This window comes from Tessaracoccus defluvii (genome assembly GCF_014489575.1).
In the GTDB taxonomy this organism is placed as follows: domain Bacteria; phylum Actinomycetota; class Actinomycetes; order Propionibacteriales; family Propionibacteriaceae; genus Arachnia; species Arachnia defluvii.
This window is the reverse complement of sequence record NZ_CP060789.1, coordinates 2,641,411-2,654,240: the sequence shown is the minus strand read 5'-3', so window position 1 is coordinate 2,654,240 and position 12,830 is coordinate 2,641,411. Positions and strand designations below refer to the sequence as shown.

The following is a 12,830-nucleotide window of genomic DNA, read 5'->3' as shown; positions in this document are numbered from 1 at the left end:
GCCGCTGGGGGGAGCGGCCGCCCATTCCCTTTCTAAGGAGCGAACCAGTGAGCTGGTTGGAGGACCGCTGCACGGCGGTGATCACCGGTGCGGCCGTGGGCGATGCCCTCGGCGGCGCCATCGAGGGCTGGACGCCCGAACAGATCGAGGAGCGCCACGGCGGACGGGTCACCGGCATCGTCGGGCCCTGGTTCGAGGACTGGCGCACCGCCCGCCCGATCGCGCCGTACCACAAGGGTGACGGGCACATCACGGACGACACGCTCATGACCCGGCTGCTGATCGAGGTCTACGCCCGACGGCGCGCCCACCTGGACGCTTACGCCGTCGCGGAGGACCTGGTGCCGCTGATGATCGGGGAGCCGCGCTGGATCCCCGAACTGGAGTCGGAGGCGCTCGTGTTGCAGCGCGTCTTCCTCGCCGAGAAGTGGCTCGTCGCCCGCCTGCACTACGGGCACGTCGACCCGCGTGAGGCGGGCGTCGGTAACGTCGTCAACTGCGGTGCCGCCATGTACATGGCCCCGGTCGGGCTCGCCAATCCGGGAGACCCGGACGCCGCCTACGCCGAGGCGATCGACGTGGCGGGGGCCCACCAGTCCAGCTACGGGCGGGAGGCGGCGGCGGTGTTCGCGGCCATGGTCGCGGCGTCGGTCGCGCCCGGCGCCACCGTCGCCGACGTCGTCGAGGCCGCCCTGCGGCTGTCGCACGACGGGACACGGTCCGCCATCGAGGCCTGCGCGGCCGCGGGCGCCGCGTTCGGGCGTCCCGCCGACGACGAGCAGGCCCGGGAGCTGGGCCGGGCCATCCGCGAGGCGGTCGCGCCGTACGACTCGGTGGGACCCGAGTACCGGGCGATGTCGATGGACGCGCGCCGCCCGTCGCGCACGAAGGCGATCGAGGAGCTGCCGGTTGCGGTCGGCTTCATCGTCGCGCATCAGGGGGACTTCCGCGGGGCCGTGCTCGGCGCCGTCAACTACGGTCGCGACGCCGATTCGATCGCCGTCATGGCCGGCGCGGTGTGCGCCGGACTCGGCGGCACGCAGGTCGTCCCGAACGAGTGGCTGGACCGGATCGAGACCGCCAGCCGGATGGACATCCGCGCCACGGGTGCCCTGATGGCCGAGGTCGCCGCCGAGCTGGTGGAGGCCGACCGTCGTCGGGCGGAAGACAGGCTCGCGCAGCTCGCGCGGATCGCCGAGGCCTCGGCATGAGGTTGACGTGGGCGCAGCCCGAGGACCTGCTGGCCCACGAGCTGGTCCAGTCGCTGGCCGATGGCCGTGACACGGCCGGGGTCCTGGCCCGCTGGGTCGCGGCCGGGGGGGACCCGGTCCCGGCCGTGAGCGGGGCCGGCCCGTGCCGGCCACGCCGGAGCTGCGGGCCCCCGCCCGTGAGCTGCTTGACGAGCTCGATGCGCTGCCGGTGGCCCCGGCCCCCGACGAGCCCGACGACTGGGACGCCATCGTCGCGTTGCTTCCGGAGCGCCTGACATGGCCCGCGCCGTCGGATCTGCCGGCCCGGGTGCTCGGCGCCTGGACGGGCCGCGCGGCGGGCTGCCTGCTCGGCAAGCCGGTGGAGAAGATCCCGCGGCAGGGCATCGAGGAGATCCTCCGCGCCACCGGCCGCTGGCCCCTTGACCGGTGGTTCACCGAGGTCGGCCTGCCCGACGACGTCGCCGCCCGCTGGCCCTGGAACCGTCGCTCCCGGCCCACGTCCCTCGAGGAGAACATCGACGGGATGCCCGAGGACGACGACCTCAACTACCCGATCCTCGCGCTCGCCCTGCTCGAGCGGCACGGCGTCGGCTTCGGCACCGACGACGTCGCCCAGCTGTGGCTGGAGAACCTGCCCGCCGGGCGCGTGTTCACCGCCGAGCGGATCGCGCTGCGCAACATCCTCGAGGCGCGTCCCGTCCCGGAGACCGCCACCCACCAGAACCCCTTCCGGGAGTGGATCGGCGCGCTCATCCGCACCGACGTGTTCGGCTGGATCCGCCCCGGCGAGCCGCTCGCCGCAGCCGAGCTCGCCTGGCGCGACGCCCGGCTCAGCCACACCCGCAACGGCCTCTACGGCGCCATGTGGGCCGCAGCCCTCGGCTCCGCCGCGATGGTGGCGGACTCCGTCGACGAGGCGCTCGACCTCGCGTCCACCGTCGTCCCTCCGCGCAGCGCGCTCGCCGACGCCATCGCGCTGGGCCGCGTGCAGGCGGCGGCCACCGACCTCAGCGAGGACGGCGTCCGCGCCGCGCTCGACGCGATCCATGCCGCCTACGGGCACCTGCACTGGGTGCACGTGCTGAACAACGCCGCCGTCATCGCCTACGCGCTGGCCGCGGGCCGTGGCGACTTCGGCCGTTCGGTGTCGCTCGCCGTCACCGCCGGCTGGGACACGGACTCCGCCGGCGCCACGGTCGGCGCTGTCGCGGGGGCCCTGCTCGGCGTCGACGGCATCGGCGAGCAGTGGACGGCGCCGCTCAAGGGCCGCATCGACACGTCGATGCCCGGCGGCCCGCAGCAGATCGTCGACCTGGCGGCGCGCACCGTCGCGCTGGCCGGGAGGTAGCAGGAGGCAAGGAATGTACGCGTTCGACCCGCTGGTGCCCCGGCCCATCGACCTGCCCACCGGCGTGCCGCTGGAGGAGCCGGACCTCGTCGCACTCGACGAGGCAAAGATCTTTGTCGGTCCCGCCGACGTCGTCGACCGCGACGCCTGGCGCGCCGTCCTCCACGGGTGGCGCGACGACGCCCGCGCCCGACACGGCTTCGACGGCGCCGCCTACGACCGGCCCGAGGCCGCGTGGGCCGCCAACTGCTTCACGGTGGCGCAGGTGTGGCTGTGGGACGAACTGTTCTACTCCTTCGAGGAGCGCCGGTTCACGCCGGAGCGGTTCCTCGACGACGCCCGCGAACGACTCGGCGGCCTCGACGCCGTCGTCTTGTGGCACGCCTACCCGATCATCGGGCTCGACGACCGCAACCAGTGGGACCACTACCGGGAGGTGCCCGGCATCGGGGAGCTCGTCGGCCGGCTCCACGAGCTGGGCGTGAGGGTCTTCGTCGACTACAACCCGTGGGACACGGGCACCCGCCGCGGCGACGACGACGTGACCGAACTTGCCGCCCTCGTCCGCGACCTGGGCGCCGACGGCGTCTTCCTCGACACGCTCAAGAAGGCCGATCCGGAGCTGGTCGCCCGCCTCGAGGCCGCCCGGCCCGGCATCGTCCTGGAGGGCGAGTCGAAACTGCCGGTCGAGCGGATCGCCGATCATTCGACGTCGTGGGCGCAGTTCTTCGCCGACTCGCCCGTGCCGGGCGTGCTGCGCGCGCACTGGTTCGAGCGCCGTCACATGCAGCACCACATCCGCCGCTGGCACCGCGACCATTCCGAGGAGCTGCAGTCCGCCTGGCTCAACGGCGTCGGGATGATGGTGTGGGAGGTCGTGTTCGGCGTCTGGGTGGGCTGGAGTCCGCGCGACGCCGCCACCCTGAAGCGCATGCTCACGGTGCAGCGGGCCGCCGCCGACCTGCTCCGTGACGGCGACTGGACGCCACTCGCGCCACTGGCCGACGAGGCCGAGGCCGCAGGGGTCTATGCCTCAGCCTGGACACAGGGGCCCGTCCGGCTCTACACACTCGTCAACCGCGGCGACACCGACTACCTCGGCCCCGTCGTCCCCGGCGCCATCGCCCTGACCGACCGTGGCGTGGCCGACGGCGGCCGCATCCTCGTGCCCGCCCGCGGTGTCGCGGCCGCGGTGCTCGTCGCCGCCGATGCCGGGCTGCCCACGTGGGCGTCCGCCGTCGCCGTCGAGCTCGACGCGCAGCCGCCGGTCGCGGACGCGTCGTTCCCACACCGGATCGCCCGCCGGATCGTGCCGCGGCCCCGCTTTGGGCCGCCGCCCGCCGAGCGCGTCGTCGTGCCCGCGGGGGAGCACGTCCTCACCGTCCGTTACCGGGCCCGGGAGACGGGGATGTACCAGGGGGCGCCGTACGTCGACGAGTGGAAGCCGCTGGTGCCGCGCCTGCACGACGCCCGCACGCTGCAGCGTGAGGTGTCGCTGGAGACGTCGGTGGCGGTGGCCGCCGTCGAGGTCACCAACGCCGAGTTCGCCGAGTTCCTCGCCACCGGCTGGCGACCCGCCGACGACGCCCGCTTCCTGGCCCACTGGGTCGACGGCGCACCTGCTGCCGTCGACGCGGACCGGCCCGTCACCCACGTCGGCCTCGACGATGCCCGCGCCTACTGCGAGTGGCGCGGCGGGAGGCTGCCCACCGAGGACGAATGGCAGCTGGCCGCCGGCCTGCCCGGGTTCCGCCGCGGCACCCCCGAGGTGTGGAACTGGACGGAGTCGGAGCACAGCGACGGCCGCACCCGCTTCCTCATGCTGAAGGGCGGCAGCCACTACCGTGCGGAGGGCTCCGACTGGTACGTCGAGGGCGGGGTGCATCCGCCGGAGGTGTCGGTGAAGTACCTGCGGCCCGGCTTCGGCCTCGACCGCGGCCCCACCGTCGGGTTCCGGATCGCGTTCGACGGGAAGCAGGCGCGATGAGCACCGGCACCGACCCCACCCGCGGAGCGCTGCACGGCCTGCGCGTCATCGACGCCTCCACGCTGTTCGCCGGCCCCATGGCCGCCATGCACCTGGGCGACATGGGCGCCGACGTCGTCAAGGTCGAGCACCCGACGCGGCCCGACCCGTCGCGCGGCCACGGCGTCGCGAAGGACGGCGTCAACCTGTGGTGGAAGACGCTGGGCCGCAACAAGCGGACCGTCACGATCAACCTGAACGGCGACGGCGGACGCGAGGCGTTCCTCCGGCTGGCGTCCACCGCCGACGTGGTGATCGAGAACTTCCGGCCCGGCACGCTGGAGCGCTGGGGGCTGGGGCCCGACGTGCTGCTGGAGCGCAACCCGCGGCTCGTGCTCGCCCGGGTCACCGGGTTCGGGCAGGTCGGGCCGATGCGCTCGCGCCCCGGATTCGGGACGCTGGCCGAGGCGATGAGCGGATTCGCGGCCACCACGGGCGAGCCGGACGGGCCGCCGACGCTGCCGCCGTTCGGGCTGGCCGACGGCGTCGCGTCGCTGGCCACCGCGTACGCCGTCATGGTAGCGCTGCATGCGCGGGGGTCACCGGGCGCGGCCAGGTGATCGACACGGCCATCATCGAGCCGATCCTCGCGATGCTGGGCCCGCAGATCACCCGCTGGGACCAGCTGCACACCGTGCAGCCGCGCACCGGCAACCGGTCCGTCAACAACGCGCCCCGCAACACGTACCGCACGGCCGACGGCCGCTGGGTCGCCGTCTCCACGTCGGCGCAGTCGATCGCCGAGCGGGTGATGCGGCTGGTGGGGCGGCCGGAGCTGATCGACGAGCCGTGGTTCGCCCGCGGCGCCGACCGGGCGCTGCACGCCGACGTCCTGGACGACGCCGTCGGCTCCTGGATCGCGCAGCGCAGCCGCGACGACGTGATCGCCGCGTTCGAGGAGGCCCAGGCCGCCGTCGCCCCGATCTACAACGCCGACGACATCGTCGCCGACCCGCAGTTCCGGGCCCTGGGCACCATTCACGGGATCGACGACGACGAGCTGGGTCCGATGCTGATGCAGGGGCCGCTGTTCCGGCTCTCCGACAACGACGGCGTCATCGCGCACACCGGCCGCACCCACGGGGCCGACACGGACGCCGTCCTCGCAGAACTCGGCTACGACGCGGCCCGCATAGCGGAGCTGCGTGGGGAGGGGGCCGTATGAGCCGACTGCTGATCGCGCCGCTGTACGTGCCGGCGGACCGCCCGGACCGGATCGCGAAAGCCCTTGTCAGCGGGGCTGACGGGGTGTTCGTCGACCTGGAGGACGCCGTCGCTCCGTCGGCGAAGGACGCCGCCCGGGGGTCGCTGGAAGCGATCCCGGCGCTCGTCGGGGCCGCCTTCCCGGACGCGGCGCCCGCGGACGCCGTGCATGTTCAGGTGCGGATCAACGCGCCAGGAACGCCCTGGCACGAAGCGGACGTCGAGGCGCTCGCGGGGCTGCCGCGGTGGGTCGGGGCGCGGATCCCGAAGGTGGAGTCGGTCGAGGTCGTCGACGGACTCGCTGCCCGCCTGCCGGGGCGGGACCTGCACCTGCTGATCGAGTCGGCGCTCGGCGTCGAACTCGCGTACGAGCTGGCGCGCCGCCCGCAGGTCGCGACGCTCGGGATGGGTGAGGCGGACCTGCGCGCCGACCTCCGTGTCGCCGACACCGAGGGCCTCGGCTGGGCCCGCGCCCGCGTCGTCAACGCTGCGAGAGCGGCCGGGTTGCCGTCGCCGCTGATGTCGGCGTGGACGCACGTCACGGACCTGGAGGGGCTCGCCGCCACGTGTCGCGTCGGCCGCTCCTGGGGATTCCTCGGCCGCAGCGCCATCCACCCCCACCAACTCGACACGATCCGAGAGTCCTTCCGGCCCTCGGACGACGAGGTCGCGCGGGCACGCCTGGTGCTCGAGCGGATCGACGGCGCCGTCTCCTCCGGGACCGGCGCCCTGCAACTTGCCGACGGGACCTTCCTCGACCTGGCCATGGTCGAGTCGGCCCGTCACACGATCGCCCTGGCCGACCGGCTGGGGTGAACCAGGTCCCTGGGCCGCGACGACGCGGCCCGGGCCCCCGTCCTCAGGGACGCCCGCGGGCACCGACGCCCGCATGAAGATCCGAGCAGAGGGGAACTTCCACCCATGAGAGGCAACATCCTGAAGGGGCTGACGGCGGGCGCGCTCGTCGTCGGCCTGACGGTGGCGACCGCCGCCGTCCTCACCGCAGGCCCGGCGACGCCGCGGGCCGGCGAGATAGTCACCGGACGTGTCGAGGGAACCGCCGCCGGCGCCGTCGACTACAGCGTCTACCTCCCGCCCGGCTACGCGGCCAGCGATGCCGAGTACCCCGTCATCTACCTGCTGCACGGCCGCGGTGACACGCAGGCCGCGTGGCAGCGGGTCGCGGGCGACCTCGACGAGCTGATCGCCGCGGGCGACATCCAGCCGATCATCGCGGTGATGCCCGACGCGCCCTGGAACGATCGCGGCAACTGGTACACCGACTCCGCCTATACGGGGGCCGCCTCCAGCGGGCCGGGGGTCGCGGTGGAGACGGCGCTCGCCGTCGACCTGCTCGACCACATCGACGCCACCTTCCGCACGGTCGACGACCGCGAGGGTCGCGCCGTCGGCGGCTACTCGATGGGCGGCGCGGGAACCCTGCGGTTCGCGCTCGCGCACCAGGAGGACTTCTCGGCCGGCCTCGTGCTCAGCCCCGCCGTCTACACGCCGCAGCCGCCGGCCGATTCGTCGACCCGCGACTACGGCGCCTACGGCGTCGGCGACGCACTGTTCGACCCCGCGCGCTACGAGGAACTCAGCTACGGGAGGGCCTTCGACGACCTTGATCCAGGCCAGCCGGTGCACCTGTTCATCGCGGTCGGCGACGACGAGTGGCCCAACCCCGACCCGGCGGAGGCCCACAACGACATCGACTTCGAGTCGGCCCAGCTCTACAACACGGCCCGCCGGGTGCCCGGCGTCACGGCTGAGCTGCGGATCATGGACGGCGGCCACGACTGGGACGTGTGGCAGCCAGGCTTCCGGGAGGGCATCGTCGACATCGCGTCACGCCTGCGCACCGCACCGGCAGCCCAGTGGGAGGCAGAACTGTTCGGCGCAGAGGGCGACGACCGGGCCGGCGGCATCCTGGAGCACGCAGACGGTTCAACCACCGTCGTCATCAACGCAGACGGCGCCATGAAGGGGCATGAGCCGCTGGGTGGCCTCGACATCGTCGTGATCCGCCGCGGCCCCGACGGCACCGAACAGTGGCGCCGCACGCTCGGCACCGCCGGCAACGACCGCGCGTACGGCGTCGTCGAAGGCCCGGACGGCTCGGTGCTGGTTGCCGGCTACACGCGCGGGGTCTGGTCGAGCGGGGCGGGAGGGGCGCCGTCGGATGACATCGTGGTCGTCTCGCTCGCGGCAGACGGAACGCCGGGGCCCTTCCTGCAGTTCGGCGATCCTGCGGCGGCCGATCGCGCCTACGGGGTGGCTCCCGACGGCGCCGGCGGCCTCTACCTGACGGGCTACACGTCGGGTCGGGTCGGCGAGGCCGAACCGGCCGGCGACAAGGACAATGTCGTGGCCCGGGTCAGCGGAGCCGCCGAGCTCCTGTGGGTCGACCAGTTCGGTGGGGCCGGGGAGGACAAGGGTTTCGGGGCTGCGCTGCTGCCCGGCGGCGGGGTCGCCGTCGGAGGCATCGCGGCCGGTGGGCTGCCCGGCCTGGAGGCCAGGGGCTCCGGTGACGGCTGGGTCGCCCGGTACACCGCATCGGGCGAGCGCACCTGGCTGGGCGCCGTGGCCAGCGATGTCAACGAGCAGGTCAGCGGAGTCGCGGCGCTCGCCGACGGCACGGTGCTGGCGATTGGCCACACCAAGGGTGTCCTGGGTGACGGGTCGCTGGGTGACAACGACATCTTCGTCGCGGCTTTCGGGGCCACCGCGCGGGCCGACGAGCCGACGTGGGTGCGTCAGCTGGGGACCTCCACCGACGACCGGGGCGCGGCGATCGTGGCCACGCCGGGGGGCGGGGCGCTCGCGGTGGCGACCACCTACGGGGCGATGGGCGAGGGCAGGGGCGGCGTCGACGTCGTCACGTTCTCCATCGACGCTGCCGGTGAGGTCTCCGGGATCAGCCAGTTCGGTTCGCGGGAACGCGACGGGGCCGACGAGTGGGACGAGGCGAACCTGATGGCCGCGGTCGGCGGTTCGGGAGTCTGGCTGGAGGGGCTGACGTACGGGGCGCCGGCGGGGTTCTCGAACGCCGGTGCAGGTGACGTGTTCGTCATGCTGCTTGCGGGCGGGGACGTGGAACCGTCGCCGTCGCCGTCCCCGACACGGACGGGGGAGCCGAGCGTGAGCCCGGAACCCACGGCGTCGGCGAGCGCGACCAGGACGCCGACGTCCACCGCGAGTGCTACGGCGACAGCCTCGCGTCCGCGGCCCGGGCTCCCGAACACGGGGGCGCCGATCGGCGGGTGAGTGAGTGGCGAACCGGGGGAGTGAGCCTCGCGCGAGCATTCGCCTGGCTGGAGCCGCCGCTGTGCGCGTAGTGCCACAGCGGCGGCTCTACGGAGATACATGCACGGTCAGCAAGAAGCCGCGTCGACTCAGTAGAAATAGACCTCATCGTTCGAGACGCACTCCAGGGAGTGGGTGTCCTGCGGAACCCCGGCTCGTTCGAGGTCTTCGCACGGCAACAGGTCCTGCATTCCGAACAGTTCCTCCCATCCGTTCCCGCTGTCGACCCAGATGTAGTGGGCACCGCCTCCGCACGTGATCCCTCCCTGCGATCCGATCACGAACCCATCGGGATGGATGTCGGTGACCCACATCATCCGGCCGCAACCGTCGGTGTCGTTGTTGATGAAGTCTGCCGCCATGGCACGGAAGCTCTCCGGGGCCTCCTTCAGGGCCCAGGCAGCATCCGATGTGTCCATGTACGCGTCCACCTCGGTCCAGGTCGCCGGTGGCGTCGGGGTGGGTGGGGCGGCGGGCGGAAGCGTCCGGGTTGCGGTAACAGTCGCGGTCGCCGTCGTGGTCGTCGTGACGGTGACCGTCGGCGCGGGCTCCGGCGCAGCAGCCGGGGCTGGCTGCATCACCAGGTACATGCCCGTCGCCGTCACGGCCGTCGCGGCGAGGGCTCCCCACAGCCAGCCCAGTCTCGCGATCCTGCCGGGACCCGCGGGGGAGGGGGCTCTATGGGGGTGGCGTAGGGGTCGTCCATCGTTGGCATGGCCAGGATGTTAGCGAGCGGATTCTCGCTCCAGCGGCCGGGCTCGACTAGGTGTCGGCCGGGCGACGAGGGCCTGCCGCCTCAGCGGTTGGCGCGGTGCCGGACGGCGCGCCAGGTGCTCTCAAGCGCCAGCTGGGACGCCTGGAAGGTCCGCTGGGCCAACCCGACGAACATGCAGTCGACGACCAGCAACTGCGCCAGACGTGACGCCGTAGCGCCCGACCGGAAGACCGATTCCTGCGCGGCCGTCAGCAGCACGTGGTCGACCGTCGAGGCCAGCTCCGAGTGCGGGTCGTTGGTGACGGCGATCGTCGCTGCCCCGCCGGCCTTCGCGGTGCGCACCATGTCGAGCGTGTCCGCCGTCGTCCCCGAGTGGGAGACGGCGACGACGGCGTCATCGGGTCCGAGGAGCGCAGCCGAGGTGAGCCCGAGGTGCGCATCCCCATAGGCGACGCAGGGGCGTCCGATCCGGGTCAGCTTCTGGGCCAGGTCGGCGCCGACGATCGCGGACGCCCCGACGCCGTAGACATCGATCCGCCGGGCCCGGGAGAGCGCGTCGATGGCGAGTTCCAGCGTGGCGAGACTCATCACCTGTGCGGTGTCCGTCACGGCCTGCGCATCGAGGCGGACGATCTTGCTCACCACCGAGGCCAGGTCGTCGCCCTCCGCGATGTCACCCTCAGCGGGGACCGGCTCGCCCCGGACGCTCTCCGCGGCCAGCGCCAGCCGCAGCTGGGCGTAGCCGTCGAGCTCCAGCGAGCGGCAGAACCGGGTGACGGAGGCCTGGGACACCCCCGCCGCCTCGGCGAGGGCCTGGATGGACATGCGCGACACGCGGCCGGGGTCGTCCAGGATCACCTGCGCGAGCCGACGCTTGGTCGCACCCATCTGATCGAGCTGCCCGCGGAGGAGGGCAGTGATCGGTGGCTGCATCATCGGGTGCCCTTCAGATCTGCAACAGCGGTCCGGATCCCGGACGGGTCGCCGGGACGGTGAGCGTCGGGTGGGTTCGACTCGAGCGCCCGCCCAGCCACCGTCGCATCCACGCCGGCGAGAAGACTGACCAAGGCGACCCGCACCGATCCCTGCGCCGCATCGAGTGCGGCGGCTGCAGCGTCCTCGGACGCGCCCGACCCTTGCCGCAGCATCCTAAGGGACCGTGCGCGGAGCTTGGCGTTGGAGGGCACCATGTCGATCATGAGGTTGCTGTAGGTCTTGCCGAGCCGCACCATCGAGGCGGTCGACATGGCGTTGAGCACCATCTTCTGCGCCGTGGCCGACTTCAGCCGCGTCGACCCCGTGAGGACCTCAGGGCCCGTGTCGGGGAGGATCGCGACGTCCGCCAGTTCAGCCAGCGGAGCGGACGGGTTTGTGGAGACGAGCACGGTTCCCAACCCCCGGGCCCTGGCCTCTGCGAGCGCACCACCCACGAATGGTGTGCGCCCGGAGGCCGCCAGACCGATGATGAGGTCCCGGTCACCGGCGGCGCGAACGAGCGCGGCACCAGCCTCGACGTCATCCTCAGCGCCCTCCACGGCCTGTGTCATGGCGCCGGCACCACCGGCCAGATGCGCCCGGACCCTCGAATCGTCGACTCGGAAGGTCGGCCAGAGTTCGACGGCGTCCAAGACACCCATCCGCCCGGAGGTGCCCGAACCGACGTAGTGCACGACGCCGCCGCTGCTGATGGTCTCCACGATCAGGTCGGTTGCCGCGGTGATCGCGGTGGCGACGGCTGCGACGGCGGCTGCGACGCCGGCGTCGGCCGCCAGCAGAATGCCGACGATGTCGGAGGTGGGCCTGGTGTCCAGGTCCACCGAGGCAGAGTTGCTCTGCTCGGTGCTCCAACCGAGTTCCGTCTGGGTCGTCATGCTTCCTCCTGGTTGTGCAGCGCGAGCGTGATCGCGGGCGCCGCGGGCTGGCCGGAACCGGCCGGGGTCAGGGTGCCGAGAACGGTGGGATGGGTGGCTCCGGTGGCGGCCCGCCCACCGGCGCCGACCACAACGCCGGGCCGACCTGTCGCCGACAGATATCCCAGCAGTGCGAACACGTAAGCCTCCTTGGCATCGGAGGGCAGGCCCAGTTCGTCCGCCGTGAGGAGTGGCGCCTCCAGGAGTGCCGCGAGGCGCTCCATCAGGAACGGGTTGTGGATGCCGCCGCCGGAAGCGACGACGCGCCGGACGCTGGCCCTGTTGATCACGTCGGCGACGGTCCGCGCCGTCAGCTCGGTCAGGGTCGCGAACAGGTCAGCGCCCTCCAAGGTGACGTCCACCAGCCGACGGGCGACATAGTCGCCGTCGAAGTACTCCCGACCGGTGCTGCGGGGCAGCGGCTGCGCGAAGAACGGGTCGGCGAGCAGAATGGCCAGCGCACGCTCGTCGACACGACCCGCCCTGGCCAGGGCGCCGCCGAGATCGGCAGGGAGCCCGTGGAACCGGTGGGCGGCGGCGTCGAGGAGACAGTTGGCCGGGCCCGTGTCGCCCGTGAGTGCGCCGTCGCTGAGGCCGACGACGGTCACATTGGCGATGCCGCCGAGGTTCAGCAGCGCGGTGGGGGTCTCCCCGAGCCACATGGCGTCGAAGGTCGACGTCAGCGGTGCACCATGGCCACCCGCAGCGATGTCGGCGATCCGGAAATCGCTGACGACGGGCGTGCCGGTCGCCGCCTGGATCCAGGCGGGGTTGCCCACCTGGAGAGAGCCGCGGGCCTTCCCGTTCTCCACCCAGTGGAAGAGGGTCTGACCGTGGCTCGCGATGAGGTCCACCGGCCCGGCCTCCGCGATCGCCGCGCTGGCGGCGGCACCGAACGCCTGCCCGATCTCCGTATCCAGCTGGCACCAGTCAGCGACGGTGCTCGTGGCAGGAGGCAGCACGCCGAGGATGCGTGCCCGCAGCCCCTCGTCCCAGGGCTGCTCGCCGTGCCACAGCAGCCGCATGTCGAGGCGACCGCCCGCCTCGCTGAACTCCGCGACCGCACAGTCGATCGCGTCTGCTGAGGTGCCCGACATCAGGCCTAGAACCC

The 12,830-nt window shown here is 72.8% G+C and carries 9 protein-coding genes and 1 pseudogene; 6 read left to right on the top strand and 4 right to left on the bottom strand.

Annotated features, from left to right (window positions below; all coding sequences use genetic code 11):
- The first annotated feature begins 47 nt into the window (after window positions 1-47).
- The 6 genes and pseudogenes from H9L22_RS12620 to H9L22_RS12595 all read left to right on the top strand — a co-directional run bounded on the left by H9L22_RS12620 (window position 48) and on the right by H9L22_RS12595 (window position 9,055).
- Complete coding sequence (locus H9L22_RS12620) at window positions 48-1,211, top strand: ADP-ribosylglycohydrolase family protein (protein WP_187720234.1); 1,164 nt, start codon at window positions 48-50, stop codon at window positions 1,209-1,211.
- A 142-nt stretch (window positions 1,212-1,353) separates the two neighbouring features.
- Window positions 1,354-2,559: an ADP-ribosylglycohydrolase family protein gene (locus tag H9L22_RS12615; RefSeq protein ID WP_226965843.1), complete on the top strand. Its 1,206-nt coding sequence runs from the start codon at window positions 1,354-1,356 to the stop codon at window positions 2,557-2,559.
- A gap of 13 nt (window positions 2,560-2,572) precedes the next feature.
- Window positions 2,573-4,546: an SUMF1/EgtB/PvdO family nonheme iron enzyme gene (locus tag H9L22_RS12610; protein WP_187720233.1), complete on the top strand. Its 1,974-nt coding sequence runs from the start codon at window positions 2,573-2,575 to the stop codon at window positions 4,544-4,546.
- Window positions 4,543-5,750 (top strand): annotated as a pseudogene (locus tag H9L22_RS20500) (CaiB/BaiF CoA transferase family protein). Before H9L22_RS12610 ends, H9L22_RS20500 begins: the two are co-directional and overlap by 4 nt.
- Entirely contained in the window at window positions 5,747-6,604 is an 858-nt protein-coding gene (locus H9L22_RS12600; RefSeq protein WP_187720232.1) for an HpcH/HpaI aldolase/citrate lyase family protein, read from the top strand. The pseudogene H9L22_RS20500 and the gene H9L22_RS12600 overlap by 4 nt, the downstream one beginning before the upstream one ends.
- A gap of 105 nt (window positions 6,605-6,709) precedes the next feature.
- Window positions 6,710-9,055 (top strand): alpha/beta hydrolase-fold protein, encoded by a 2,346-nt coding sequence (locus H9L22_RS12595; RefSeq protein WP_187720231.1) that lies wholly within the window; start codon window positions 6,710-6,712, stop codon window positions 9,053-9,055.
- A gap of 128 nt (window positions 9,056-9,183) precedes the next feature.
- Here the strand turns inward: H9L22_RS12595 and H9L22_RS12590 are convergent, their stop codons facing one another.
- From H9L22_RS12590 to H9L22_RS12575, 4 genes are all read right to left on the bottom strand, one after another.
- On the bottom strand, window positions 9,184-9,684 hold the full coding sequence (locus H9L22_RS12590) for a hypothetical protein (RefSeq protein WP_187720230.1): 501 nt from the start codon (window positions 9,682-9,684) through the stop codon (window positions 9,184-9,186).
- 206 nt (window positions 9,685-9,890) lie between these two features.
- A complete protein-coding gene (locus tag H9L22_RS12585; protein ID WP_226965842.1) occupies window positions 9,891-10,745 on the bottom strand; it encodes a MurR/RpiR family transcriptional regulator in 855 nt (284 codons plus the stop codon).
- On the bottom strand, window positions 10,742-11,680 hold the full coding sequence (locus tag H9L22_RS12580; protein ID WP_187720229.1) for an N-acetylmuramic acid 6-phosphate etherase: 939 nt from the start codon (window positions 11,678-11,680) through the stop codon (window positions 10,742-10,744). The genes H9L22_RS12585 and H9L22_RS12580 overlap by 4 nt, the downstream gene beginning before the upstream one ends.
- Window positions 11,677-12,816, bottom strand: coding sequence for an anhydro-N-acetylmuramic acid kinase (locus H9L22_RS12575; protein WP_264292450.1), 1,140 nt, complete (start codon window positions 12,814-12,816; stop codon window positions 11,677-11,679). The genes H9L22_RS12580 and H9L22_RS12575 overlap by 4 nt, the downstream gene beginning before the upstream one ends.
- Window positions 12,817-12,830 lie beyond the last annotated feature (14 nt).